Origin of the sequence: Pontibacillus salipaludis (genome assembly GCF_014642405.1) — a bacterium.
GTDB lineage: Bacteria > Bacillota > Bacilli > Bacillales > BH030062 > Pontibacillus > Pontibacillus salipaludis.
Genome location: NZ_BMIN01000004.1, coordinates 118,290 through 142,846 on the forward strand (window position 1 = coordinate 118,290; position 24,557 = coordinate 142,846).

At 40.2% G+C, this 24,557-nt stretch carries 28 protein-coding genes and 1 riboswitch; of the genes, 9 read left to right on the plus strand and 19 right to left on the minus strand.

Annotated features, from left to right (window positions below):
- Positions 1 to 303 precede the first annotated feature (303 nt).
- A complete protein-coding gene (locus IEW76_RS06235; RefSeq protein ID WP_229721141.1) occupies positions 304 to 1,293 on the plus strand; it encodes an NAD(P)/FAD-dependent oxidoreductase in 990 nt (329 codons plus the stop codon).
- A 39-nt stretch (positions 1,294 to 1,332) separates the two neighbouring features.
- Here the strand turns inward: IEW76_RS06235 and IEW76_RS06240 are convergent, their stop codons facing one another.
- Entirely contained in the window at positions 1,333 to 1,497 is a 165-nt protein-coding gene (locus tag IEW76_RS06240) for a hypothetical protein (protein WP_188651952.1), read from the minus strand.
- A 222-nt stretch (positions 1,498 to 1,719) separates the two neighbouring features.
- Entirely contained in the window at positions 1,720 to 2,082 is a 363-nt protein-coding gene (locus IEW76_RS06245; protein ID WP_188651954.1) for a HesB/IscA family protein, read from the minus strand.
- Positions 2,083 to 2,253: 171 nt separating this feature from the next.
- Between IEW76_RS06245 and IEW76_RS06250 the strand changes: the two genes are divergently transcribed.
- Positions 2,254 to 2,973 (plus strand): DUF2225 domain-containing protein, encoded by a 720-nt coding sequence (locus tag IEW76_RS06250; RefSeq protein WP_188651956.1) that lies wholly within the window; start codon positions 2,254 to 2,256, stop codon positions 2,971 to 2,973.
- A gap of 43 nt (positions 2,974 to 3,016) precedes the next feature.
- Here the strand turns inward: IEW76_RS06250 and lipA are convergent, their stop codons facing one another.
- From lipA to IEW76_RS06270, 4 genes are all read right to left on the minus strand, one after another.
- Entirely contained in the window at positions 3,017 to 3,964 is a 948-nt protein-coding gene (gene lipA / locus IEW76_RS06255) for a lipoyl synthase (RefSeq protein ID WP_036782610.1), read from the minus strand.
- 39 nt (positions 3,965 to 4,003) lie between these two features.
- Positions 4,004 to 4,822, minus strand: a complete 819-nt coding sequence (gene lipM, locus IEW76_RS06260; protein WP_188651958.1) for an octanoyltransferase LipM — start codon at positions 4,820 to 4,822, stop codon at positions 4,004 to 4,006.
- A gap of 165 nt (positions 4,823 to 4,987) precedes the next feature.
- Positions 4,988 to 5,284, minus strand: a complete 297-nt coding sequence (locus tag IEW76_RS06265) for a YuzB family protein (RefSeq protein WP_052114962.1) — start codon at positions 5,282 to 5,284, stop codon at positions 4,988 to 4,990.
- A gap of 104 nt (positions 5,285 to 5,388) precedes the next feature.
- The gene (locus IEW76_RS06270; protein WP_188651960.1) at positions 5,389 to 5,718 is read right to left on the minus strand and encodes a YuzD family protein; all 330 of its coding nucleotides are present in this window, start codon (positions 5,716 to 5,718) and stop codon (positions 5,389 to 5,391) included.
- Positions 5,719 to 5,963: 245 nt separating this feature from the next.
- Between IEW76_RS06270 and IEW76_RS06275 the strand changes: the two genes are divergently transcribed.
- Positions 5,964 to 6,185, plus strand: coding sequence for a NifU family protein (locus IEW76_RS06275; RefSeq protein WP_036782805.1), 222 nt, complete (start codon positions 5,964 to 5,966; stop codon positions 6,183 to 6,185).
- Positions 6,186 to 6,821: 636 nt separating this feature from the next.
- Here the strand turns inward: IEW76_RS06275 and IEW76_RS06280 are convergent.
- From IEW76_RS06280 to yutH, 3 genes are all read right to left on the minus strand, one after another.
- The gene (locus IEW76_RS06280) at positions 6,822 to 8,066 is read right to left on the minus strand and encodes a dicarboxylate/amino acid:cation symporter (RefSeq protein WP_188651963.1); all 1,245 of its coding nucleotides are present in this window, start codon (positions 8,064 to 8,066) and stop codon (positions 6,822 to 6,824) included.
- A 291-nt stretch (positions 8,067 to 8,357) separates the two neighbouring features.
- On the minus strand, positions 8,358 to 9,329 hold the full coding sequence (locus tag IEW76_RS06285; protein WP_188651965.1) for a 2-hydroxyacid dehydrogenase: 972 nt from the start codon (positions 9,327 to 9,329) through the stop codon (positions 8,358 to 8,360).
- 64 nt (positions 9,330 to 9,393) lie between these two features.
- The gene (yutH, locus tag IEW76_RS06290; RefSeq protein ID WP_188651967.1) at positions 9,394 to 10,371 is read right to left on the minus strand and encodes a spore coat putative kinase YutH; all 978 of its coding nucleotides are present in this window, start codon (positions 10,369 to 10,371) and stop codon (positions 9,394 to 9,396) included.
- 156 nt (positions 10,372 to 10,527) lie between these two features.
- On the opposite strand from yutH, the gene IEW76_RS06295 reads away from it, so the two are divergent.
- On the plus strand, positions 10,528 to 11,025 hold the full coding sequence (locus IEW76_RS06295; protein WP_188651969.1) for a phosphatidylglycerophosphatase A family protein: 498 nt from the start codon (positions 10,528 to 10,530) through the stop codon (positions 11,023 to 11,025).
- An 87-nt stretch (positions 11,026 to 11,112) separates the two neighbouring features.
- Here IEW76_RS06295 and nucF read toward each other — a convergent pair whose 3' ends face one another.
- Together nucF and IEW76_RS06305 are read right to left on the minus strand one after the other, a co-directional pair.
- Positions 11,113 to 11,886, minus strand: a complete 774-nt coding sequence (gene nucF, locus IEW76_RS06300) for a 5' nucleotidase NucF (RefSeq protein WP_188651971.1) — start codon at positions 11,884 to 11,886, stop codon at positions 11,113 to 11,115.
- Between the two features lie 22 nt (positions 11,887 to 11,908).
- Positions 11,909 to 12,346 carry a DUF86 domain-containing protein gene (locus IEW76_RS06305; protein ID WP_188651974.1) on the minus strand — a complete coding sequence of 146 codons (438 nt, stop codon included), beginning with the start codon at positions 12,344 to 12,346 and terminating at the stop codon, positions 11,909 to 11,911.
- 144 nt (positions 12,347 to 12,490) lie between these two features.
- Between IEW76_RS06305 and glpX the strand changes: the two genes are divergently transcribed.
- From glpX to IEW76_RS06320, 3 genes are read left to right on the plus strand one after another with little or no spacing between them, the layout of a single operon-like run.
- A complete protein-coding gene (glpX, locus tag IEW76_RS06310; protein WP_188651976.1) occupies positions 12,491 to 13,462 on the plus strand; it encodes a class II fructose-bisphosphatase in 972 nt (323 codons plus the stop codon).
- 31 nt (positions 13,463 to 13,493) lie between these two features.
- Positions 13,494 to 13,763: a DUF3055 domain-containing protein gene (locus IEW76_RS06315; protein WP_188651978.1), complete on the plus strand. Its 270-nt coding sequence runs from the start codon at positions 13,494 to 13,496 to the stop codon at positions 13,761 to 13,763.
- Positions 13,764 to 13,819: 56 nt separating this feature from the next.
- Positions 13,820 to 14,104, plus strand: coding sequence for a cytosolic protein (locus IEW76_RS06320; RefSeq protein ID WP_188651981.1), 285 nt, complete (start codon positions 13,820 to 13,822; stop codon positions 14,102 to 14,104).
- 48 nt (positions 14,105 to 14,152) lie between these two features.
- Here IEW76_RS06320 and IEW76_RS06325 read toward each other — a convergent pair whose 3' ends face one another.
- A complete protein-coding gene (locus IEW76_RS06325; RefSeq protein WP_036782576.1) occupies positions 14,153 to 14,428 on the minus strand; it encodes a YutD family protein in 276 nt (91 codons plus the stop codon).
- Between the two features lie 156 nt (positions 14,429 to 14,584).
- Between IEW76_RS06325 and IEW76_RS06330 the strand changes: the two genes are divergently transcribed.
- Together IEW76_RS06330 and IEW76_RS06335 are read left to right on the plus strand one after the other, a co-directional pair.
- Positions 14,585 to 15,259 carry a YhcN/YlaJ family sporulation lipoprotein gene (locus tag IEW76_RS06330; protein ID WP_188651983.1) on the plus strand — a complete coding sequence of 225 codons (675 nt, stop codon included), beginning with the start codon at positions 14,585 to 14,587 and terminating at the stop codon, positions 15,257 to 15,259.
- A gap of 199 nt (positions 15,260 to 15,458) precedes the next feature.
- Positions 15,459 to 16,427 (plus strand): M23 family metallopeptidase, encoded by a 969-nt coding sequence (locus IEW76_RS06335; protein WP_188651985.1) that lies wholly within the window; start codon positions 15,459 to 15,461, stop codon positions 16,425 to 16,427.
- A gap of 43 nt (positions 16,428 to 16,470) precedes the next feature.
- Here IEW76_RS06335 and IEW76_RS06340 read toward each other — a convergent pair whose 3' ends face one another.
- From IEW76_RS06340 to IEW76_RS06370, 7 genes are all read right to left on the minus strand, one after another.
- The gene (locus tag IEW76_RS06340) at positions 16,471 to 16,566 is read right to left on the minus strand and encodes a MetS family NSS transporter small subunit (RefSeq protein ID WP_188651987.1); all 96 of its coding nucleotides are present in this window, start codon (positions 16,564 to 16,566) and stop codon (positions 16,471 to 16,473) included.
- A 2-nt stretch (positions 16,567 to 16,568) separates the two neighbouring features.
- Positions 16,569 to 18,083, minus strand: a complete 1,515-nt coding sequence (locus IEW76_RS06345; RefSeq protein ID WP_188651989.1) for a sodium-dependent transporter — start codon at positions 18,081 to 18,083, stop codon at positions 16,569 to 16,571.
- Positions 18,084 to 18,694: 611 nt separating this feature from the next.
- Complete coding sequence (locus IEW76_RS06350) at positions 18,695 to 20,263, minus strand: Na+/H+ antiporter NhaC family protein (RefSeq protein WP_188651991.1); 1,569 nt, start codon at positions 20,261 to 20,263, stop codon at positions 18,695 to 18,697.
- 235 nt (positions 20,264 to 20,498) lie between these two features.
- A riboswitch (Lysine riboswitch) is annotated at positions 20,499 to 20,682 on the minus strand.
- Positions 20,683 to 20,743: 61 nt separating this feature from the next.
- Entirely contained in the window at positions 20,744 to 21,532 is a 789-nt protein-coding gene (gene yunB / locus IEW76_RS06355; RefSeq protein ID WP_188651993.1) for a sporulation protein YunB, read from the minus strand.
- Between the two features lie 57 nt (positions 21,533 to 21,589).
- Complete coding sequence (locus IEW76_RS06360) at positions 21,590 to 22,690, minus strand: HD-GYP domain-containing protein (protein ID WP_188651995.1); 1,101 nt, start codon at positions 22,688 to 22,690, stop codon at positions 21,590 to 21,592.
- A 102-nt stretch (positions 22,691 to 22,792) separates the two neighbouring features.
- Positions 22,793 to 23,107: a YunC family protein gene (locus IEW76_RS06365; RefSeq protein WP_188651996.1), complete on the minus strand. Its 315-nt coding sequence runs from the start codon at positions 23,105 to 23,107 to the stop codon at positions 22,793 to 22,795.
- Between the two features lie 56 nt (positions 23,108 to 23,163).
- A complete protein-coding gene (locus tag IEW76_RS06370; RefSeq protein ID WP_188651998.1) occupies positions 23,164 to 24,555 on the minus strand; it encodes a bifunctional metallophosphatase/5'-nucleotidase in 1,392 nt (463 codons plus the stop codon).
- Positions 24,556 to 24,557: the final 2 nt, after the last annotated feature.

Here is a 24,557-nt window from a genome sequence, read left to right on the forward strand (position 1 = left end):
CATAAATTTTTCTAAATACACTGCACATATTTTCTAAGCCTAAATTGTGACTTCCTTCACGAATTTCGGCATAAAAAAAGACACCTATGATAATAGAATTGTCATAATTTCGTAAAATATTTTCTAAAAATCATCATAGTCTTTTTTTCTACAATTTTCAACCCTAAAATCACAAATCATCGACATTCAGACATTTCAAATATTTTTCCCCTGGAAAGGATTTTTGATATGATAAGGAGAAGGCAATCATAAGTATGATAAAATAGAAACCGGAATGAAACTCTTAGAATGGGGGAATTTATTGTGTCAGAAAAAGTGTATGACATTACCATTATTGGTGGTGGCCCAGTTGGTCTTTTTACTGCTTTCTACGGTGGTATGAGACAAGCTAGTGTAAAAATTATCGAAAGTCTTCCTCAACTCGGTGGACAACTCTCCGCTCTTTACCCAGAGAAATACATCTACGATGTGGCAGGATTTCCTAAAGTACGTGCGCAGGAGCTAGTGGACAACTTAGTTGAACAAGCTAACCAATTTGACCCAGCCATCGCACTTAATGAAGCTGTCCAAGAAGTTGAGAAACTTGAAGATGAAACCTTTAAACTAACCACAAATAAAGGCGTACACTACACAAAGACCATCATTATAACAGCTGGAAATGGTGCCTTCTCTCCACGTCGTCTTAAAATTGATAACTGTCAGGAGTTTGAAGAATCAAACTTGTTCTACCATGTTGATAATATGGAACGATTTGCAGGACAGAAAGTCATGGTCTGTGGTGGTGGAGATTCAGCAGTGGACTGGGCACTTATGCTTGAGCCAATCGCTGAACAAGTTACACTTGTACACCGTAGAGATAAATTCCGTGCCCACGAGCACAGTGTTGAACAACTTCATAACTCTAGTGTGAACATTATGACTCCATATAATCCAGAAGAATTAATTGGAACTGGTTCTATTGATCAGGTAGTCTTGAAAGAAGCAAAGGGTGATGGTATAGAGACCCTTGATATCGATTCCTTAATTGTGAACTACGGCTTCATTTCATCTCTTGGTCCTATTAAAGACTGGAGTCTAGACATTGAGAAAAACAACATTGTTGTTAACTCTCGTATGGAAACGAACATCAAAGGCATTTACGCAGCTGGTGATATTTGTACATATCCTGGTAAAGTAAAACTTATTGCTTCTGGATTTGGTGAAGGTCCAACTGCTGTAAACAATGCAAAAGCATATATTGATCCGAAAGCAAAAGTGCAACCGATGCACTCTACAAGTCTCTTCGGTTCTTAACTTAGTTAAGATAGTCTCTTACCCTGAGGCTATCTTTTTTTATCTCCACATTTCACCGATGACTTCATCCTTAAAGAAGAACTCTGGATTTAAATCCTCCACAGTGAATAGCCCTGCTCTTGAGTCATTCTTCGTTTGTCCACACGCATTAAGTATAATTCCCAATATCCCAAGCACCATCAAAAAGCTTTTGCAATACTTCAAATATGAGCCTCCCATATGGTTATCCTTATAAACCCTTTAACCCATTCTCCAACACTTAAACATCAAGAACACACCCTTTACTACAATACCGAAATAACGTATTAAATGGTGTCTGGCACCAGTTATTGCTCTAAAGCACTAAAGAGTGTCTGGCACCCTTCATTGCTGTAAAGCGAAAAAACCCGCAAGCCTTTTATCAGGCTTGCGGGTTAATAAATGTTATTAACAATCTTTATCTGGTGCACCGGCATTTGCAGCTGTTCTGAACGAGGATCCACAACCACAGTTAGCGATGGCATTTGGGTTATCAATCGTAAACCCACCACCCATCATGTTCTGCTTGAAATCAATTGTTGTTCCTTCTACTACAGCCATGTCTTGTTTATTCATTACTACAGGGATGTCATTTGCTTCAAAAGTTGTATCTAGTTCTTCGTTAATTTCACTCTCAAAACCCATTGCATAAGATAGACCGCTGCAACCGCCGCCTTTTACGCCAAAACGAAGGCGAACATTCTGATTCTCTTCATCCTTCATCATTTCTTGGATCTGCTGGCTAGCACTATCGGTAATGTTAATTGTCATACATGTACCTCCTTACGTCTTTCTTACCCTCAGTATACTAACAAATGGGATACTCTTCAATTTTTCAAACCAGAATAGGATAAACCTTTTTCTGTTATGAGCAAAAAGACTTGAGAGTATCGCAAAATTTTAGTACATTTGAACCAAATATCGATCTTTAGGAGGGCTGTTATGAGCGAATCGATTCATCCTTTATATGACAAACAGTGTCAATGTCCATTTTGTACCCATTCATTCACAACTAAAAAAGTACGCTCTCGATTCACTCGCCCTATAAAGACAGATACAGACTTTTACACGCTATACAAGCACGAGCAATACAGTCCACTCCTATACGTCCCTATGGTTTGTCCAAATTGTGGATATTCCTATACTGATCAATTCTCTAGTCTCTTGTCTGAGCCGTCTCGTGATGAAATTACAGAAAAACTTGTAAAGCGCTGGACACCTCAGAACTTTTCTGAAGAACGAACCGAAAGCAATGCTCTAAATGCTTACAAACTGGCCATTTATACAGCTCAATTAAAGAAAGAAAAAGCCATTGTCATAGCAGGATTATACTTAAGAGTTGTGTGGTTATATCGTAAAAGGAAAGATGCTTTTGAAGAAGCCAGATTCATGAGATTGGCTGAAAAAATGTATAAAAAAGCTTACGAAGAAGATGACCTCTCCTTTACAGAGATGAACGCACTACGCGTACTCTACTTAATCGGGGAATTGAACCGTCGCCTCGGACGTAATGAGGAAGCCATTAAATATTTCTCCCTTGTAGTTGAAAAGAAACAGCTAGCTTTTGATCCTAAAATCATTAACATGGCTAGAGATGGATGGTATCAAGTTAGAGAAGATCAAAAGAAAACCGCTAACAGACTTTTAAATACAGGAAATTAAAAGACCTGCAGTATAGCTCTGCAGGTCTTTTCAGTAAAATGAATTAGAAGTTTAGAGTGTCTAACTTCTCATTTGAAGTCTCTTCATAGCCCTTCATGTATTTAATACGACGTTGTAGGGAAGTTTCATTCACTTGTTCATCCGCATGGTAAGAAGAACGAACCAATGGTCCTGCCTGACAGTGTTGGAATCCTTTCTCCATAGCGATCTGACGAAGCTCTTCAAACTCGTCTGGATGATAGTATCTTTCTACTTTCAAGTGTTTTTTCGTAGGTTGTAGATACTGACCAATTGTCATGATATCAACGTCATGAGCAAGTAAGTCGTCCATAGCTTGAATGATTTCTTCTTTCGTTTCACCAAGACCTACCATGATGCTAGACTTCGTTGGCGTGTTTGGAGCTACTTCTTTTACGCGTTGTAAAAGTTCCAAAGAACGGTCGTACGTTGCTTTTGAACGAACTCTTGGCGTCAAACGGCGTACGGTTTCAATGTTATGGTTGAAGATATCAGGACCTGCGTCCATAAGCATACGAAGACTGTCATAGTCCCCAGCCATGTCAGATGGAAGCACTTCTACAGTACAACCAGGTTGACGACGGTGGATCGCTTTAACGGTTTCAGCAAATACAAACGCACCGCCATCTTTTAAATCATCACGCGCAACAGCAGTAACAACGGCGTGCTTAAGGTCCATAAGTTCTACTGACTCTGCAACTTTTTCAGGTTCTTGCATATCAAGTTCATTCGGAAGACCCGTTTTAACGGCACAGAAACGGCAACCACGTGTACATGTATCACCTAGAATCATAAAGGTCGCTGTTTTACGTTCGCTCCAGCACTCGTGAATGTTTGGACATCTTGCCTCTTCACAAACTGTATGTAGGCCGCGCTCACGCATAATTTTCTTTAAGCGATTATAAGATTTATTAGTCTTGATGTTAATTTTCAGCCATTCCGGCTTACGTACGTGTTCTTCTTTCTTCGCCATGTTTACACATCCTTATACCTATTATTTCAAGCAAAACATTTAACGAGAGTAAGTCCATTCATCTGTCTGATACCTTGTACGAACAAGCTCCTCTACTTCTTCTCGTTGTTCATCTGTGAGGGTGTATGGTATTAATTCTACATCTAGTCCTTGTTCAAAGCCAGCTTTAAAAGCACTCTTCACTTCTTCCATTGGTACATCACGATCAGCCACTTCATTGATTGCGACCGCTTTCCCACCAAAGGCTTTACGAGCTCTCTCTTTCACACGCTCATTTGGATAGATGAACATATCAAATAATGTAACATCATCCATTGCTATGGGGATTGAACCGTGTTGAAGAATAACACCTTTTTGTCTTGTCTGAGCGCTCCCTGCAACTTTTCGACCTTCAACAATTAATTCATACCAAGAAGGTTCATCAAAACAAACTGCTGAGCCCGTTTGTTTAATCTTCCCTTCTGGAATTGAGAATTCCGCATCTACTCCCAAATTTCTGAATCCTTTTAATAAACCTTCAGAAATAACTCGATAAGCTTCTGTTACCGTAGGAGGCATAGAAGTATGATTCTCAGAAACAATTACACTATAGGTCAATTCATTATCATGCAGGACGGCTCTGCCACCTGTAGGGCGACGAACGATTTCAAATCCATGCGCTTTCACAGAATCAAGATCAATTTTTCCATCTATCTTTTGAAAATATCCTACTGACACAGCAGCCGGTTCCCAACCATAAAAGCGAATTACAGGAGGGATCTCACCCTTACTATGCCATTTTAAAAGCGCTTCGTCGAGCGCCATATTATAAGCAGGGGAGGCATAACCCGAATCTACATAACACCATTTTTCTTTCATGCCTGAGCCTCTTTTCTATACGTAAGAAATCCTTTATCTAGGTAAATGAACAAAGTACATTTTAACAAGCTACCTAATACTTGTAAAACCCCCTGCATATTCTATGTATGGAAATAAAAGAAAAACGCAGGTAATTTGGCCCGCGCTTTTCTTTTAATCGTGAAGTTAGAACAGGGGATTCTCTTCGATGTGTTGGTACACATTCTTCACTAACTCTTCTGGCGTTTCACCTGTCACTCGGTCACCGTTAACGAGTGCAAATAGGCTTTGGGCACATAAGCCACAATGGCTAAGACATCCATATTCTATGACATCAAGTTCGAGATCTTTTTCGAGCTCTTCTTTGGCTTTTTGAGATCCGCTTGCTAAATTATTAATACAAAATTCGATTATTGGGTTCACAAGATCCACCTCTGCTTTTCTATTATGGTGAATCCCCTCTTCAAAAATACATGCTACCATATTCTAGTCCAAGACGACAACGGACTTAACTCATTGTTTTCTCTAGTCAAGAAATGCCCAAGCATTCATCTTCTGTTATACGACAGACAAAATGGAGGCGCTATCTACCCTGTTGGCTGAATTCCTTTCTCCTCAATCGCTTTGAAAACAGCTTTCAGTCGGGGCGCACCTTCGTCTATAACCTCTCCGTCCATGACGATTAGTGGATAAAAAAATTCTTCATCTAATATGCGTTGTGTAAAGTCTTTATATTCTTCCTCAACATGAGACTTCATAATATCGACATATTGATAATGAAATTGATCATTAGAATACTTACGTCCAATTGCTGCTTGCAACCATTCAAACGTCTCTTTAGAACCCGGAGCATTTACACAACTTGCACAGCGCTCCTCTGCCCCATATACCGTAATTACCACTTTGCTCAAATCCATTCCCCCCCCCACTAGAACTTCTACTACCTTTCATTTTACAAAATGTTTCGATAAATATAAAATTATTTTTGAAATCGACTATTTATTTGTAAAACTAATCAAACTTTAAAACCATGTTAAAATAAACGTACTTCATACGAACACAATAGTGAAATCAAGTTTCACAAAGATAAATTCAGTTTGCACAATAGATTTTTTTGCTTACACGCATTATAATGGATGTATAGGAAAGGAGAAGATGGATGATGGAAAATGAAGTACAAGAAGTATTGAATAAACTTCGTCCCTTCTTACTACGTGATGGTGGAGACGTTGAATTAGTAGATGTAGATGAAGGAATTGTTCGCCTTCGTCTTATGGGTGCTTGCGGTAGTTGCCCAAGTTCAACAATCACCCTAAAAGCCGGGATCGAACGTGCACTCGTAGAAGAGGTACCTGGAATTCGCGAAGTAGAACAAGTCTTTTAATTTGTAGCGTGTATTTGGCTATTCACTATATGAAACAGCTTGTAGATCATTCTACAAGCTTTTTTTATGCCTTCCTTTTCGAGCAGGATTATTGAAGACTCGAAGTTTGAGAGAATGTTTCCGTTAACGTTAGTGTTGAGTAAGGTGGTCCGGGAAACTACTCGCTTTCCGCGGGCGAGCTGTCGAGCCTCCTCACTCGCTTCGTTCGCTCTGGGGTCTCGTCTACCTCTTTCTCCCGCAGGAGTCTCGCAGTTTCCCGGCCCACCTTTGCCAAATACGAAGGAACGGAAACATGCCATTTAGAGAGAAGTGACCTTTCCTTATCCCATATGCGGGCCGTTCACCTCTTTAAAGCCAGGGCTTGCTCGGGGACTGCGAGACTCCCGCGGGAAAAGGAGCCTAGGGAAGACCCCACAGAGAGCGAAAGCGAACGAGGAGGCTTCCCAGCTCCCCGCAGGAAAGCGAGTTGTCCCCGAGCAAGACCAAGCACTCATCAAACGTAACGGTCCCTTCCAATTAAAATATATTAGCTTCAAGCGTTCCATATCAGTAAGCTTATATGGATCAAACAAAATACAGTTAAAGAATATGACATAAAAAAAGCAGTTCTTCCTGATTAGGAAGAACTGCTTTTTATTAAGCATGTTTTTGCTCTTGTACAACTGGAATTTCGTCTTCGCGTCCTGCTTCAGAGCGGGCAATAATGACTGCTGCTGTAGCATCACCGGTAACGTTTACCGCTGTACGGCACATGTCGATTAGGCGGTCAACGGCAAGCACAAGAGAGATCGCTTCTACAGGAAGTCCAACTGATGTTAGAACCATTGAAAGCATAATCAGCCCTACTCCGGGTGCTCCTGCTGTTCCGATACTTGCAAGTGTTGCTGTTAGAACAACTGTTACAAGATCGCTAAAAGCAAGGTCAACACCGTACATTTGTGCGATGAACATCGTTGCGACACCTTGCATAATGGCTGTACCGTCCATGTTAATCGTGGCACCGAGTGGTTGGACGAAACTACTAATCGGTTTTGGTACATTTAACTTATTTTGCACTGTTTTCATAGAGACTGGCAATGTACCTGAACTACTTGATGTACTAAACGCTACAACCATTGCTGGAGAGAAGTTTTTGAAGAACTGAATAGGGTTCATCTTCCCTAATAAAGCAATAGCTGATCCGTAGGTGACAACAAGGTGTATGAATAGTGCTAGTAGAACAACGGCCAAGTACTTCACCATTTTTAATAAAGAATCACTACCTTGCGATCCAATAGCGTCTGCAATTAAAGCAAATGCACCATAAGGAGCAAACTTCATAACTAGCTGAACAAGATACATCAAGACTTCATTAGCTTGTTCCACTAATCGGTATAAGTCTTTTCCGCGAGTCCCAATGCGAGAAAGTCCAATTCCGATAAAGATAGAAAATGCAATAACTTGAAGCATATCTCCCTTAACCATGGCATCAAGTGGATTTGATGGGATAATGTTGATAAGCGTATCCACAACTGGTGGGGCCTCACTTGCTTCAAAGTCTCCACCTTGCATAGCAGAGCCTCCAGCGCCCGGTTGGAAGAGCGAGCCCAACCCTAACGCTAGCGTTAAGGCAATCGCTGTTGTAACTAGGAAAAACAGTACCGTCTTAATCCCAATTCTCCCTAGCTTTTTCGGATCACTAATTCCTGAGGTCCCAAGAATTAATGAAACGACAACGATCGGTACAACGAGCATCTTGATCAAGCTTACAAACAATTGCCCGACTGGGTACAGAACGAATTTCTGCGCGTTATCATAAATGGAAGGATCCAAGTTATTTAGTAATAATCCAACTAAAACACCTAGTCCCATTCCGAGTAAGATTTTTTTCGTTAATGACATCTCTTTCCTCCCCCTCATGCTAGTATACTATTGTATATATAAACACCATTATAAAAGAGAGAGTTCATATAATTCAATAATAGTTCGAAAAATCTAATACAGACAATAACCACCAACTGTATAACACCGCGCCAAATCAATCTTGTTAAACCTAATTTTTTTATCATTTACTCCTCAGAACAAAAACCTCCTCTCCCTTGTATAAAAATCAACCTTCTATAAAAAGAAAAAGGCATGTAGATTTGGTTCAAATCTACATGCCCTTTCCAAACGATTCATTTTATATTGTTCTTACACTCGTGTTACTGGAGTCTTAGCCTCTTCCTCATTCATCACTCGCTGGATATTCTCAAGGCAAAGTGTCATCATTGTTTTCCTAGTTTCTTCAGATGCAGAGCCAATATGAGGAGTAGCCACAACTTGATCAAAACGAAGTAGTGGGTGGTCAGATGAGATGGGCTCATTCTGGAACACATCTAATCCTGCTCCTGCTATTACATGTTGCTCGATCGCTTCATAAAGTGCCCCTTCGTCTACCAATGCTCCGCGAGAAGCATTAACAAATATAGCGCTATCCTTCATTCGTTCAAATGCATCTTTATTAAACATGCCTCGTGTTTCTTCTGTAAGAGGGGTTAAACAAACCACGAAATCAGACCGTTCTAATAGCTCTTCAAACCCTACATAAGTCGCTGCTAGCTTTTCTTCAGCTTCGATCTTACGACTACGATTATGATAAAGGATCTCCATTTCAAATCCAGTCGCTCTTTTAGCAACAGCTTCCCCTATACGACCCATCCCAACTATGCCAATTGTTTTATGATGAACATCTTGTCCAGCCATCAATAGAGGGGCCCAGTTTTCCCAGGCATTATTTTTTACATACCGTTCAGCTTCCATTAGTCGCCTTGCTGTAGATACTAGTAATCCAAAAGTTAAGTCAGCCGTTGTATCAGTTAAAACATCAGGAGTATTTGTGACAATTACATTTGCGTCTTCTGCAGCACCCAAATCAATGTTGTCATATCCTACGGCTAAGTTCGCAATGACTTTAAGGTTCGTTTGTTGTTCAAAAATCTCGCTATCAATTCGATCACTAAGCATTGTCACTAGTGCATCAGCTTGTTGAGCTTTCTCTAGCAGCACTTCCCTCTCAACAGGCTTCTCTTCTTCTGGCCACATTTCAATCGTATAGTTAGACTCAAATGGTTCAACTACTGATTTAGGTAGTTTTCTTGTAATATAAATAAATGGTTTAGACATCAGGCTCCTCCTCTATAGCTATAAGTATTGCCCATTATAGCATGAAGTTTCCCTGATTTTGGGTTCACCAATCTAATATTGGAATACGGAGTCGTTTATAGTCCATATGAACAGCGTCGAAAAATTCTTTAAGCTGTTTTTCATACTGACCTTGCTGTTGAAGCAGGGAGCGATATTCTTTTTCAAGCTTATTTTGTTCTCCCTCTCCAGCTTGTAAAGTCTGCTCTAGAACGTCATATAAATGAACAGGGTATATGAGTCTAGCATAAATTAAGCGCCAACTAAAAACTGAAAGAGGCCTATTACGTTCATATTCATCAAGCATTGTACGTATAGCAGGATACGCATTTGTGCCTTGATTTAACAACGAATACCGAATCCATTCAGCCAAATCCCTTGCAGGGTGATCATACACCAATGTATGAGGCCAAATCATTTGGGACATCATGGATGGATGAAGACGCTTTAAAGTAAATGTGCCCTGGTCGTTTTGTTCATATCTCCAATCTTGCTCACTTTCTTGCAAATATTGAATTGCATTTTCAGATATACCCTCAAGATAAGGAAACGTCTCAATAAATAACCTTCTCATAGAAGAGCATGGTCGCTCATTCCATTGGATTTTATATTGTTCAAACCAAGCATCTACTTTAGATTCCCAAAGTGATTTCCATTGACCATACCTAGAAATTTGTTGGGGTTGATAAGGGTAACGATTCCCAATGTCGTGAAGAGTCGCAAGCCATTGCCCCTTAGAAACTTCCGAGGAAGTCCAAGGAACTTGGACGAGCATGTATGATTGATTGTCTTTTTGGGTATACAATTTACCTTCTCTTGTGAATAAAGGCATGCCAATCTGCACAGTATCTTGGTTACGTATATATTCGCTAATTGAACGTTGTTCATACGCCTCTTCATCTAGTTCTTCTTCGTAAGGAATCAAGAAATAATGACCATCATTTCCTTCGAAACCATACAACCCATTATCATGAATCTCTTTACCTAAGTACACCTGATATTCTTGTTGCAGTTGGTCTCTCATATAACCTACCACCCTTTTAGTTGCTCTTATCTATATAGATATGTATGATAACGATAAGCATGATTGGTTCTCATGCACGTTTTTCATTTAGTTTCATACTATACGATATAGGTAATAGTATGGATATACTCGATACTTAAGAAATAGGTGATAATCATGGCAAAAGAAAAAATGACAGAGTTAGAGCAAAAAGCACGAGAACTTTTAAAAGAACGTGGTGTGACACTTAACGATATCGCTGAACTGGTACACTATCTTCAGGCTAAGTATCATGACAATCTTGAGATGGAAGAGTGCTTACACAATGTAAACCGAGTAATTGCAAAGAGAGAAGTACAAAATGCGATCCTAACTGGGATTGAATTAGATATAATGGCTGAGAAGAAAATGCTTCAGTCTCCTCTTCAGGAAACGATTGAAACCGACGAAAGTCTATATGGCATTGACGAGGTTATTGCTTTATCCATAGTCAACGTATACGGCTCGATTGGATTTACAAATTACGGATACATTGATAAGCAAAAGCCTGGAATCTTGGAGAAGTTAAATGACAAGGCAAATGGTTGTCATACTTTCTTAGACGACATTGTGGGTGCTATTGCAGCTGCAGCATCAAGTCGTTTAGCTCACAGTGACGCAAATGCAGAGGCCTAACACTGGCCTCCTCTCTCCTACATAAGAATAGAACAAAAAAGGCAGCTCCCCTTAATCGGTAAGCTGCCTTTTTTATATCCATCTGTATTATAAATTAGGAATCCATTGATTTAATGTTGAAATCGTATAAGTTGGTTGCTGATTATATTGAGACAACTGTTCTTTTGTCGTAACTCCTGTTTGAACGTGCAAGGTATCCATCCCGGCGTTCATTCCTGCTAAAATATCTGTATGGTAGTTGTCACCCACCATTAGTGTATCCTCTTTATTTAAACCAATTGCAGCCATGGCTTGTTCCATAATAATGGACTCTGGTTTTCCTATAAACGTAGGCTCAACACCGGTTGATACAGTTACAACAGAAGTGATTGAACCATTCCCTGGCAACATGCCTCTCTCAGTTGGTATGGCAACATCTCCGTTTGTTGACAAGAAGGTTGCACCTGCACGTACATTTAAGCAAGCTTTTGTGAGCTTCTCATAATTCAACTCATGATCCAAGCCTACCACGACATAATCACAATCTTCTTCTGCTAGTGTTAGTCCAGCATCCTTTAAAGCGTGCAACAGACCTTCTTCTCCCATTGCATATACTTTTGCCCCTGGTTTTTGCGCTTTAATATAAGAGGCAGTCGCCATACTAGTTGTATAAATTTGTTCAGGTTGAGCGGGGATATCAAACGTGTTTAATTTATCCGCCACCTGATCTGGACGACGTGATGAGTTATTCGTTACAAACAGATGGGGAATCTCTTTCTCTCGGAGTGTCTTGACGAAGTCAGATGCAGCTTCAACTCGCTCTGTTCCTCTGTACATTGTTCCATCGAGATCGATTAAATATCCTTTATATGTCTTATTCATTGCTGTGTCACCTCTTTAATGTTTAGGAGTTTGAAAACGCTGAAACGGGACCCAATTCATGATGTAAATAATAGCGAACATGTTCACTATAATGAATAATTGCCGGCCTACTCTTTTCAAGCGTTTCACGAATCGTGTCGGGTTCTATATTGACGTAATCTTGAACAAGAGGCTTCCTTAAAGAAATAAGTGTTTTATAACAGTCTTCATCTTCTTTAGGAATTACTTTCTCGTCGACCAAAATATCAATGATATCATTATAACTTCCCGGATCTCTCATTATAAAACCGTCAATCATCATATTACCCACATCAATAACCGATTCTATACTCATCTGCGCCAGACGCTCAAGCGCTAATGCTCCCAAATCACCGTCAAAGTTTTGGCTTTCATATACTCTCATTAAGCCATCCAAATGCTTGAGAGTAGCTTCAATTTTACTTCGATCTACAAAATACATAAGTATGTCCTCCTCATTTCATACTACAAGAACCAAATGATCTTATTTCATGATATCACAAAACGCTAAAATACAAATTTCATTTAAATTATGTTGGGATTTTGCTATGATATAAAAGGAATTTAAAGTATCGGAGGAAATGAAATGGATCGCGAATTAGCTCTAGAACTTGTACGTGTAACCGAAGCCGCAGCAGTGAGCTCAGCTCAATGGATGGGAAGAGGTAAGAAAGATGAAGCAGATGATGCAGCCACTTCCGCCATGAGAAGCATGTTTGATTCCATTACGATGCAAGGTACGGTTGTAATTGGAGAAGGAGAACTAGATGAAGCCCCAATGTTATATATCGGGGAAGAACTAGGGAATGGACAAGGACCTGCCGTGGACATCGCTGTTGATCCTTTAGAAGGAACGAATATCGTAGCAAAAGGACACAACAACGCTATGGCTGTTATCGCAGCTGCTGATCGCGGTGCCCTTCTTCACGCTCCTGATATGTATATGGAGAAAATTGCAGTCGGAAAAAATGCAAAAGGAAAAATTAGTTTAGATGATCCAATCGAAAAAACGATTGATATTGTGGCAAAAGCTAATAATAAACGTATCCGCGACCTTACTGTCATTATTCAAGAACGTCCAAGACACGAAGACCTTGTCGAACGTGTCCGCGCCAAAGGTGCCCGCGTTAAACTGTTTGGTGATGGTGATGTAGAAGCATCTATAGCAAGCTGTATACCTCACACTGGTGTTGATATCTTTGTCGGTACAGGCGGCGCGCCAGAAGGTGTTATTTCTGCAGCTGCCGTTAAATGTCTTGATGGCGACATGCAAGCTCGTTTAGTTCCTCAAAATGAAGACGAAGCAAATCGTTGTATTGAAATGGGTCTAGCAGATCCTCGTCAGCTTTTGACACTCGATGATTTGGTAAAGAGTGATGACGCAATCTTCGCTGCTACAGGTGTAACAGAAGGCGAATTGCTACACGGTGTGAAATTCTTAGGCAATGACCTTACAGAGACAGATTCAATTGTTATGCGCGCTAAAACAGGTACCGTTCGTTTCATAAAAGCGAATCATCATTTAGATCGTAAACCACACTTATTAGTAAAAGAATAATAAGATTTGTTAAGAAGGAAGGAGTACAAGCATGAAAGAAGATCGACTTTTTCTTACTGATGAAGAAGAAAGCACTTCTACACGCTTTGTAAGCTTTATGGGAGAGAGCCATCGGTACGACTTGGCTATTACAACCTCGAAGAAATACGAAGACAAGAAAATGGTCATAAATTTACAAAGCAACCATTACGCTCTTTTGAACCAATCGCAAGTAGAGGAAGATGGACACCTTGAGCATGCCTTCAATTTAACAGAAGTGGAAGCCGAAGAACTAAGAGCCTTCTTACGTAAAGTCGTATAAATGAATGAAATCCCCCTCCTATTGGAACACTACGTTGCAATAGGAGGGGGATTTTTATGTCTGAACAAGATAAAGAGAAATACTCTGATTTCGCAAATGTTGAAGCCATGAGAAATTATGTAACACCTGAGCAAATGCCCGAGGGACCTTATGGGGCTCCTCGCAATAAAGATAAGCCCGTAGAAAATAAAAGCACACCGTGGCGACCAGGACAACGGTACTATAGCGCTTTTAACTATGAGAACAAATCACTTCATAAAGACTTACAGCGCTTAGACCCTGCCTCACACCCAACACATGATCACCCAGACAAAGAAGTAAAGCCATCTGAAGAACAATAAAAGAGCAGGGCAAAACCATATCAGGTTTCGCCCTGCTTCTTTAAAGCTTTACTTGTCTGTTTTCTTTAATACGAAATGAGCGCAACCAAAGTTACAGTATTCGTACATATAATCATCTAGCGTGCTGATCTTAGTATCGAATGTAGACTTAGGATTCTGATCGTCATAAAACCCTTTCAAACGAAGCTGTCCGTATCCCCAATCTCCAACGATAAAATCATACTTACTTAAAATATCGCTAAATCGTTCCTTAACTGCTTCTTCCTGGAAGCCCTCTTTTTCGTCTAGAACAACCTGATAATTCTTTCCTTGAATTTCTACCACGTCGATCACCTCTTAATAGTGCTTTTAGTGTATCATATTTTGGATATTTTGACTTTTACTTTTCTTCTTTGATCAATATTTTCTAGCATGAACTTTCCATATTGACTAAAGCTATAGGTGAGGGAGAGACAATATCATGCTAGAGGAGGGTTTCCATTGAACTACAAATCATGGATTGCGGCATCTGCTCTTGCAACAACATTAGTTGTAACGGGTTGCGGTGCTGAAAACACAGACCAGGGCGCAATGGATATGAATAACGATGGGTACGGCACCAATGTAAGCTACGACAATGCCGACCGCAATAAGAACAAGAACTATAATTACCAAAACGTTGAGGACATGAATACCAATAATAATTCATCTCAACGCCTTGGCTACAACCGCTACTCACGCGGTGAAGTCGACAAGCTTGACGAAGTCCGCTACGGAATTATGGATCGAGAAGCTGTTAGTGACTTAATCACTCGTTACATGCTCCAAGCTAACGCATTTAAAGATGCGGCTACGCTTGTAACGGATTCAGAAGTTCTCGTTGCCTATACGAAAGAAGACGATGTAGATCGAGATCGTGCTGCTGACATTGCGAAGAAAACCGCAATCTCGACCGTTCCTCGTTACTTTGAGGTATATGTAACAGACCAGAAAGACATGTATAAAGACTTGGCTTCTTTAAGCAATATGAAAACAAGCGATAAAAACTACCGTAACATGCTTGAATCAACAATTAAAGAAATGCGTAAATCTCCACAGGGAGAAGCCATGTACAATGATGAAACAAAGTCTAAAAGAGACAAGCGAGACGTTCAAGATCAAGGGATGAACCAGTAACTTTTTTGCTTAGACGATATCAGCAAAAACCATTGGTTACCCCATAGAGGTAATCTGTAGGGAGGGACTGTTTTTAGTAGACAGTCCCTTTCTCATGGACTTTTAAGTCATTTCACTTATTATTAACATTTACCACTTATGTTTCACCCAAGGGTTCCGCAAACTATTGTTATAATCCATCACTTGGAGGTGAAATTATATGACACGTATAGTAGCATTCATCTTGCTGCTAGCCCTCCTTCCACAACATACAACATGGGCAGAAGAGAAAACAGATGTCACAGCACAACGTATGAACCTTTATAGAACTATGGAATCCCTCACTCAAATTCCGTGGTACTACCTTGCAGCTGTCGATCAATATGAACGCAATATTCAAAAAGAGCCTGCATCTGAAGGAATCATTTCGATTACCATTCCTAAAGAGATGTGGAACGGCGCAACGAATCCAAGTCAAAAAGATGTTCTTCCTGTTTCAGAAATTGCATTCTTTGAAGGAATGGGCCAAGACGGAGATGGAGACAATCTAGCTGACCGCACAAATGATGCCGATATTCTTGTTTCCTTTTCCCAATGGATGAGTGAATTTGGTACATCTAAACAAGATATAAAAATCGCTCTTTGGAATTATTATGAAAGAGATTTATCCGTTCAAACGATTGTTAATACTGCTGAAGTCTTTAAATCAGAAAAAACAATTGATTTAGATCAACATATATTCCCTGTCCCTCTTCATCATAACTATAGCTATAAAAACACTTGGGGAGACCCTCGTGGATTTGGTGGAAGACGAATCCATGAAGGAACCGATATATTTGCTAATTACGGAGTTCCTGTCCGTGCTACCTCCTATGGGGTAATAGAGATGAAAGGATGGAACAAGTATGGTGGATGGAGAATTGGTGTAAGAGACATCCATAATATTTACCATTATTTTGCTCATTTAAACGGCTTTGAGAAAAATGTTAACGTAGGACAAGTGGTTAAACCGGGTGATGTTATCGGATATGTTGGTGCATCTGGTTATGGCCCGCCTGGAACATCAGGAAAATTCCCGCCTCACCTGCATTACGGAATGTATAAAGATAATGGTCACTCAGAATGGTCTTTTGATCCGTATCCTCATTTAAAACTATGGGAACGCCAAACACGTCAAATGAAAAAATAAAAAATCCCTCTAACGCGATTGCGTAGAGGGATTTTTGGTAATTTTATGATTTAGACGCTTTAACAGCCCGCATAATGCTGGCTATTAAACCACCCCAAATGACAGTAGCTCCGATTACAAACATTACAATCCAACTCATGTTTAGCCAACCTCCTTCTCTTCTGACTCTTTTGGCATCGCTAATTCATTATTTGGCCACTTTCGAACCGTCATTAAGGCTCCAACGAACATGGCTCCAATGGCAACAACCCAGCCGAAGTAGAATAAGAATTCAATCGGATATCCTTCATAGTTCTCCATAAGTTCAACACGTAAGTTTTGTAATAACATATACCCCAAGACAACTGGAGTAATTACACCTAGACAAATCCTCCACCAGGTACCTAACATAATGTCAGACAGACTGTTGGCATGAGCCTGAAGATTTTTAAGTTCTTTCGCAAACCAAGCAACAGCTACAACTTCAAACAGACCAGCAAGCGCAACACCGTAACTATTAATAAAGTGGTCAACCGTGTCTAAGAAGAATAATCCTCCATTTGTTGCGTAAAGAAGGGATATAATTGCTGAGAGTCCCCCACCGATTGCAACCGCCGTTACGCGTGATAGATTAAACTTCTCTGCAACACCTGCTACATATGTTTCGGTAATGGAGATTAACGAAGAAAGACCAGCTAATACAAGCGAAGCAAAGAATAAGAAACCAAAGAAGCCGGACAATACAGGCATTTCATTAATAATTTGTGGGAATACAACAAATGCTAAACCAATTCCTCCTGTCACCACCTCTGTGACATCCTGGCCTGTTTGCATGGCCATAAAACCAAGTGCAGCAAAAACACCAATACCAGCTAATAATTCAAATGATGAATTCGCAAAACCTGTGATAAAGGCATTGTTTGTGATATCAGATTTCTTCGGTAAATATGAAGAATACGTAATCATAATCGCAAAAGCGATGGATAAACTGAAGAAGATCTGACCGTAGGCTGCAACCCAAACACCAGGGTCCCCTATTGCATCCCAATCTGGTTGGAAAAATGCTTGAAGACCATCGACTGCTCCCTCAAGCGTCAAAGCACGTACAACTATAATTAAGAATAATACCACAAGCGTTGGGATAAAGATTTTATTCGCTAATTCAATCCCTTTCTTAATACCAATTCCAAGAACTGTTAAGGTAATTATCCAAACAATCGCTAGCGGAATAAGAATCTTCATATTCATTCCACCAACAACTCCAGGTTCTGTGATATTCAGGAAATCTTCCATCAAGAATGTACCTGTATCACTTCCCCAAGCTCCATTTAAAGCATACCCTGCGTAAAGAATCGCCCAGGCAATAATAACTGCATAGTAAGTAGAAATAATAAATGAGATCGCAACTTGCCACCAACCAATCCATTCAAAACCTTTTCGCATTCTGCCAAGTGACTTAGGTGCAGATCCGCGATACTTGTGACCGATGGTGTATTCCATGATTAAAAGCGGGATCCCGGCAGTTAGAAGTGCGAATAAATAAGGTAAGAAAAAAGCACCTCCGCCGTTTTCGTAAGCAGTCGCTGGGAATCGCCAAATATTCCCTAATCCAATAGCTGAACCCATTGCCGCAAGCAAAAAGCCAACCCGTGTCCCCCATTGAGAACGTTTTTCCATGAATAGCCCTCCCCTTCACCAGTCTTCTCCTGCGTTACAAGCATATGCTTATAATCCCAGGAGAATGTGTGGTTCTTTTTCTTTTTTCAGACTTTTCTTACTAATAAGCTGTCTTTATTCTAACCAGTCCGCCTCAGCTTGTAAAGCAATATTTAAAATTTTCAGATATTTACAATTAGGCTTTTTATCCTACGCCTATTTTTCTAAACAAACCTGTTCCCCACTTTCATTTAAGTGCCCGTATGCGGAAGCCTGGAAATCTGGAGGGACGGAAATGCACCATATTTGGGAGGAAGGCTTAAGAGCAACTATAATTAGCTGGTCCGTTCACCTCATTAACGTCAGGGCAGGCTTGGGGATTGCGAGACTCCCGCGGGATAAGGAGCCTAGGGGAGACCCCGCAGAGAGCGAAAGCGAACGAGGAGGCTTCCCAGCTCCCCGCAGGAAAGCGAGTTGTCCCCAAGCCTGCCCCTGCACTTATAAACGTAACGGTCCCAATCACACAAAGTGTCTCAACTTCGGATCTTCAATAGTCCTCCCCTTATATAGAATTAAGTCTGAGCTGAGCACTAAAAAATCCCGTTATGCGTTACATAACGGGATTTACACAACTATGCAGTTTTGGATTCGTTCACTTCTGAATGATTGCTTTTTGGATTAATCGCAAACACCACAAGCACTACAAGCAAGAGTGTAATAGCAAGAGATAACAATGCACTAGATGTCATGCCATAAACCACATAACCAACAGAAGTGGCCGCGGCACTAATTAAGGCATAAGGCAACTGTGTCATGACGTGATCAATGTGGTTTGATCCCGCTCCTGTAGAAGATAGGATTGATGTGTCTGAAATCGGTGAACAGTGATCTCCAAACACACTTCCAGCTAATACAGCTGCTAAAGCAGGTAAGAACATGCTAACGTCTGTGTTTGCTGCGATATTACCTGCAATCGGGAGCATAATTCCAAATGTTCCCCATGAAGTTCCTGTTGCGAAAGCCATTCCTCCTGATACTAAGAAGACGAGTAATGGTAAATAAGATGGCGCAATGTTTAGAGATTCAAATTGAGCTGCTAAAAACTTACCTGTCTCAAGCTCACCAATTATAGCCCCAATCATCCAGGCAAAGACTAAAATATAAATAGCTGGCATCATTGCTTTAGAACCTTCAAGGCTAACTTTGCTAAGCGATGACTTCTCGCCAGATTGGGTTACATAAAGAACAAATCCACTTAGTGCGGCAAATAAGCCACCAGCAAATAATGAGCGATTTACATTTGTATTCTTGAAGATCTCAAGGATGGTTACGTTTCCTTCTGTCCCTTGGATTCCCGTAATTACCATGGCAATAACAGTAGCCGCAATTAAAACAACAATAGGAACAATCAAGTGATAGACACGTCCATTATGAACATCTTTAAATTCATTGTTCAAGTCCCCTGGAACGTCTTTCGTCTGGTCAACAAGTTCCCCTTCAACTTCAGCTTTTTGCTCATGTTTCTTCATAGCTCCAATATCGAATTTGCGATAAATGGTTAAGAACACAAGTAGAATAGCTGCGAATACATATAAGTTCATTGGAATCATTTTAACAAAGGCTTCTAAGCCACTAAACTGAGTTAATTCATTTGTTGCAATAATAGTTCCAATTGTACCAATAATATAAGCACCCCAGCTTGAAATCGGTGAAATAACCGTAATTGGTGCTGATGTGGAGTCAATAAGATACGCTAGCTTCGCTCTAGAAACTTTATAACGATCTGTTAATGGGCGAGCTACTTGTCCTATTGCCAGACTATTAAAGTAATCGTCAATGAAAATAATAATACCTAATACAGCTGGCATAGTTTGAGCACCTTTACGTGTTTTAACACGTTGGATCGCCCACTCTCCAAATGCACGACTTCCACCGGAAGCGGTCATAAAGGCAGTTGTAATTCCTAACAAGATTAAGAAACTGAGTAAGAATAAATTTCCTAAATTAAGCGCGCCATCTACATAGAATATCGTATAGAATTGCGTCCATACTTCAGATAATGTCGCGGGTATAGAAAAACCATGGAGCATGAAAGCACCAAGTAAAATTCCTACTCCTAATGAGATAAGCACTCGTCTTGTAACTAAGACTAAGACAAGCATAACAAGTGGTGGAATAAGTGAGTAAATCGTACCTTCCATCTTTTCGTTCCCTCCGTTTTTTGTAATGATCTCCTTCGTGTTTCAGCCTTGATGTTATTGAAGGAAAGGAACGATGGACATGACGATGCAAGTACTGTCGAGCGCAGATTGGTGTGGTAATCTGGCTTTAAAATGCAGAAGAGTAAGAGGAAATAAAAAAACAGCAAATAATGATAGAGAAAATAACCTATCATTACTTGCTGTTTTATCGCAAATAATATTGTTATCCTCCATCTCGATCAGTAGCGCATCATGCAATCCAACGTTCGGTTTGCATGACAGTACATTCTCTATTTGGGAATGCACCAGCGTAAGGAAGGGGACCCTTCGTTACACTTCGGCAAGTAGCCCTTTCTCCAGTTCTCATTGTTGTCATCCTCAAACTGGGTACTAATGCTAAATGCGCCTCTACCTCATCGATATGATAAGGGTAGATGAAATTCAATTTTTGTGTAAGACAAATATTATCTTAACAATTTTTTATGGTCCTGGCAAGGGGTTTGTTGGAACTTCAATAGATGGATTCATTCCACCGCCACCACCGTTATAAAAATCAGGTACTTTCCCAATAATCACATTATGTGCAATAGGAACTTCGGTATTTACTGTAATCAGTTTTGTAGAAAAAGGCAGTAGTACTTGTAGATTGACTTCAACTCTTAAATCAATATCAACAACAAGCATATTAATACCGTACTCTTTCTCTTCTTTTATAGCATCTGCCTTCACATTTCCAATGTAAGTGAAATGGACAGGGATCTCTGGTCCTAAGTTTGATAATAATGTATTCCCAGTAGCTTGCCCTAAAGGAATTCGGGCAATGGTTCGTTTGTCTTGTACAATATCAGTATTCGTCTCCTCAGGTTGGTCAATATCAACATCATAGGATATACCAGGGTCAGGGTCCTCGCCTTCACCTAATCTTGTTAAGTATTGATTTACGCGAAATAATGTATCACGGGTAACTTTATTGATCGCTGCTGAGTTGAAGCCAGCAGACACTACATTACCCTGATCATCGTAAGTATACTGGACTAAATCATTCACATTCAGGTCTTCTGCCATCTTCTTACTGACCGTTTCTGCAATGGCTTCTTTCGCAAATTGTTCAGTTCTCGCCTCTGCGATTTCCATAATCTTCGGCTCGATCCCTTTATTTATAATCCATAAGCTTACAAAAGTGCTTATGAGAAAAAACATGAACGTTATAATAAAGATTTGTCTGGCTGGAGGTGGTGCCATTGAACCTTTTCTTCTATTTCTCCCCATAATAAAACCCCCTCTCCTCAATCTTATGCAAGATGAGGACAGGGTTTGACTGTTTTATTACGTTTTTCCAGCCAACGTGGTATCGCATTCTGTAATGACAATATTCAGGGCTTTGCTTAAATCTAATTCATAATAGGAATGTACGGACTGTCCATTTTCTTCTAAAATCCTTACGTGTGGACGGTCACTTATGTTCGAATTTTGCCTAGACACAATACCTTTTCGTCCATCACTTAAACGAACACTCAAGCCATTTGGGTACACAGCAACGCTTCTTCTGAAGGCTTGAATCATATGTAAATCAAACTTCGTTCCCGCACCTGCGTACAGAATCTCAAGACCTTCGTGAGGCAGCATAGCTCTTCTGTACACTCGGTTACTTGTCACTGCATCAAACACATCTGCAATTGCCAAGATTTTAGCGTAGTAATGAATATCTTTATCGCAAAGTCCCCTTGGGTATCCAGAGCCATCTAGCCGCTCATGGTGTTGAAACGCACAATGGGCTGCCACCAAGGGAACACTGGGTACTGATCGAAGCATATTGAAACCAGCTTCTGAATGCTCTTTAATAAGCTCAAATTCATCATCACTTAAAGAACCTGGTTTAAACAGTACTTCCCTTGGAACTTGAACTTTACCAACATCGTGCAGAATAGCTCCAAACCCTAGTTCTTCAAGTTTCTTCGGATGTAAACCTAGTTCTGTCCCCAATGCTAACGTATAGATCGTTACATTTAGAGAGTGTGTAAAGATATAATCATCGTATGTAAACACGTCAGATAATAAAGAAATAGCTCGATCGTGCCTCTGTATGTCCGATAATATCTTTCGAACAACTTCTTTCATCTTCTCCCCAGTACGATCGAAAATAAAAGAATCTTGTAGAGTATTTGATGATTTGACTTTATCAAACGTATCCGTAATACGATGGATAGCTTGATTCCTTACTTGATCTGTAATCGGAAATTCAGTCACGATATCATCCGTGACTTCGTCTTCTATGTAAACATATGTAATCCCCATGTCGTTTAATCGTTCGATCATTTTTAGAGTCAACGACACACCTGAATGGATTAAGACCTTACCCTTTTCGTTATGGATCGGTTTTGCCAATTCATGACCAGGTTTTAAGGAAAACGTTGATAGCAATCGCATTATACCCCAACCTTATACCAAACTTAACTCCCGTATTCTTGATAGCTATGTACACCGAGAGAATTTGAAGTAGATATACAAACCCCCTCGCACCGGTTATAGTTAAGACCCTTCTCTTACCAATCTTAACATAGCTTCTTTCCCAATCATTCCTTCTTCCCAACCAAAAGCTTTTGATCCTATTGTAACCTTTTCTAAAGGCGCTTCTAGTAGATCTTGTATACTCCGTACTCCTACTGCTCTCCCAGCTACAATGTTTCGATCAGCTAACTTCTCATTTAATAGGTCCACATCTAATGCCCCACACATAATGTATCCTTTTTCATGAGTCACAACTAACAAGTTCGTTTTTGGTAAAACAACAGAAACAGCTGTGAACGGAACACCCTCAATCCATACAGGCTCCACCGTAACCATCGTAATCCACTCCCTTCTGCTACAATTTATGAAAATGACAGAAGAAAGTGCATTATTTATGGCATTTGTTTAAGAGTTTCAAGCAATAAGTCGCGAAGCAATTCAGGCATAAAGTATTCCTTTTTTGGGCTATTTGCAATTTCAGGGAGCAAACGACCAAACGTAAAGGTGTCAGCAGTAGCTACAGAGTACGTACGAGATGGATCAATTTTTTCCCCATCAATGATGACTTTTGTAACGTACTCCTGACCATCTTGAGCTTTTTTACTTTGTACATCTACTCCATCAAACACCATGAGTCCTATAACTTCGCCCCTAAACCCAAAACCTTTGAGCTTTAGCTCCATAAAGCGCTTCGCATGAGATTGACGGATGACTTCCATAAGCTGATCACCTTTAAGTTCCACCTTACAAGGATTCATAGGATGCGGACATTTCCGGTGTATATCTCCTCTTGTAACAGGACCTTGAGGAAACCCTTCCAACAGCACGCCAGCATTTAACATGGCTACATCAGCATCTGTCCAGTCCTTGAGCGTTTTAACGAAATTCTTCATAACCTCAGACGTTTCGAACCATGTTGCATTCTGATCTTGGCTTAATTGTGCTACTGTTTCATGCAACATACGAGAAGCTTCCTTAGTATAATTTTCTACAAGCTGCACTGTCTCCTTATCTTCATCCTGCATCTCTAGCGAGTAGGCGCTAGCAGATTTTTGGGTTAGCTTCCGGTTAGTCTTGTCCCACTTTAAAGCCACCTGTCCAACATACATACCATGCTTACCAGCAGCCGAGAGCAGGGTACCATTAATATACTCACCATCTTTAAATAAATGATGGGTGTGACCACCGATAATCACATCAATCGAATTATAGCGATTGGCAATTGCTTCGTCATCGTTAATCCCAAGATGGGATAATAACACAATAATGTCTGCTTTCTTTTCGATCTCTCCTAATAATTCATCCAGCTTATCGAAAGGAGAAGCGACTTCCCATCCCATTTGCTTGTAGAACGTATAGAAAGGTGCCGTAAGTCCGATTACAGCAATCTTTGTTCCATTAGACGTTGTCTGAATAGAATAAGGCTCTAACCATGTAGGGTCAGGGGCATTTATGGTTGATAGATTTGCACAAGCCACATCAAATGCGGCTTCATCATATAAAGTATACAAATCTTCGTGTGTAAGAGTAATCCCTTCATTATTCCCCAAAGTGACCCAGTTATAACCTGCTTTATTTAGTAAATCAATATTTGCTTTTCCCATCATCGCTTCTGAAATTGGATGAAACCGATCTACGTGATCCCCTACATCCAACAGAAACATATCTTCTTTCATCTTGTTATGGTGATTCCGCCGTTCTTTCCAGTGGCCTACAATTCGGGGCCAGTTTTCGAAATGGCTATGTAAATCATTTGTGTAGTAAAGATAAATATTTTCCGTCATCT

Excerpts from the sequence above, each read along its gene's own strand:
- IEW76_RS06315 (WP_188651978.1), top strand. The coding sequence starts at position 13,494 with ATGAAAGAAGATCGACTTTTTCTTACTGATGAAGAAGAAAGCACTTCT.
- IEW76_RS06335 (WP_188651985.1), top strand. The coding sequence starts at position 15,459 with ATGACACGTATAGTAGCATTCATCTTGCTGCTAGCCCTCCTTCCACAA.
- lipM (WP_188651958.1), bottom strand. The coding sequence starts at position 4,822 with ATGAAAGAAAAATGGTGTTATGTAGATTCGGGTTATGCCTCCCCTGCT.
- glpX (WP_188651976.1), top strand. The coding sequence starts at position 12,491 with ATGGATCGCGAATTAGCTCTAGAACTTGTACGTGTAACCGAAGCCGCA.
- IEW76_RS06305 (WP_188651974.1), bottom strand. The coding sequence starts at position 12,346 with ATGTATTTTGTAGATCGAAGTAAAATTGAAGCTACTCTCAAGCATTTG.
- IEW76_RS06245 (WP_188651954.1), bottom strand. The coding sequence starts at position 2,082 with ATGACAATTAACATTACCGATAGTGCTAGCCAGCAGATCCAAGAAATG.
- IEW76_RS06345 (WP_188651989.1), bottom strand. The coding sequence starts at position 18,083 with ATGGAAAAACGTTCTCAATGGGGGACACGGGTTGGCTTTTTGCTTGCG.
- lipA (WP_036782610.1), bottom strand. The coding sequence starts at position 3,964 with ATGGCGAAGAAAGAAGAACACGTACGTAAGCCGGAATGGCTGAAAATT.
- IEW76_RS06270 (WP_188651960.1), bottom strand. The coding sequence starts at position 5,718 with ATGGATTTGAGCAAAGTGGTAATTACGGTATATGGGGCAGAGGAGCGC.
- IEW76_RS06365 (WP_188651996.1), bottom strand. The coding sequence starts at position 23,107 with ATGGTTACGGTGGAGCCTGTATGGATTGAGGGTGTTCCGTTCACAGCT.
- IEW76_RS06370 (WP_188651998.1), bottom strand. The coding sequence starts at position 24,555 with ATGACGGAAAATATTTATCTTTACTACACAAATGATTTACATAGCCAT.
- IEW76_RS06360 (WP_188651995.1), bottom strand. The coding sequence starts at position 22,690 with ATGCGATTGCTATCAACGTTTTCCTTAAAACCTGGTCATGAATTGGCA.
- IEW76_RS06340 (WP_188651987.1), bottom strand. The coding sequence starts at position 16,566 with ATGAGTTGGATTGTAATGTTTGTAATCGGAGCTACTGTCATTTGGGGT.
- IEW76_RS06350 (WP_188651991.1), bottom strand. The coding sequence starts at position 20,263 with ATGGAAGGTACGATTTACTCACTTATTCCACCACTTGTTATGCTTGTC.
- IEW76_RS06280 (WP_188651963.1), bottom strand. The coding sequence starts at position 8,066 with ATGTCATTAACGAAAAAAATCTTACTCGGAATGGGACTAGGTGTTTTA.
- IEW76_RS06285 (WP_188651965.1), bottom strand. The coding sequence starts at position 9,329 with ATGTCTAAACCATTTATTTATATTACAAGAAAACTACCTAAATCAGTA.
- IEW76_RS06265 (WP_052114962.1), bottom strand. The coding sequence starts at position 5,284 with ATGGTAGCATGTATTTTTGAAGAGGGGATTCACCATAATAGAAAAGCA.
- IEW76_RS06275 (WP_036782805.1), top strand. The coding sequence starts at position 5,964 with ATGGAAAATGAAGTACAAGAAGTATTGAATAAACTTCGTCCCTTCTTA.
- IEW76_RS06295 (WP_188651969.1), top strand. The coding sequence starts at position 10,528 with ATGGCAAAAGAAAAAATGACAGAGTTAGAGCAAAAAGCACGAGAACTT.
- yutH (WP_188651967.1), bottom strand. The coding sequence starts at position 10,371 with ATGAGAGACCAACTGCAACAAGAATATCAGGTGTACTTAGGTAAAGAG.
- yunB (WP_188651993.1), bottom strand. The coding sequence starts at position 21,532 with ATGGGGAGAAATAGAAGAAAAGGTTCAATGGCACCACCTCCAGCCAGA.
- IEW76_RS06320 (WP_188651981.1), top strand. The coding sequence starts at position 13,820 with ATGTCTGAACAAGATAAAGAGAAATACTCTGATTTCGCAAATGTTGAA.
- nucF (WP_188651971.1), bottom strand. The coding sequence starts at position 11,886 with ATGAATAAGACATATAAAGGATATTTAATCGATCTCGATGGAACAATG.
- IEW76_RS06250 (WP_188651956.1), top strand. The coding sequence starts at position 2,254 with ATGAGCGAATCGATTCATCCTTTATATGACAAACAGTGTCAATGTCCA.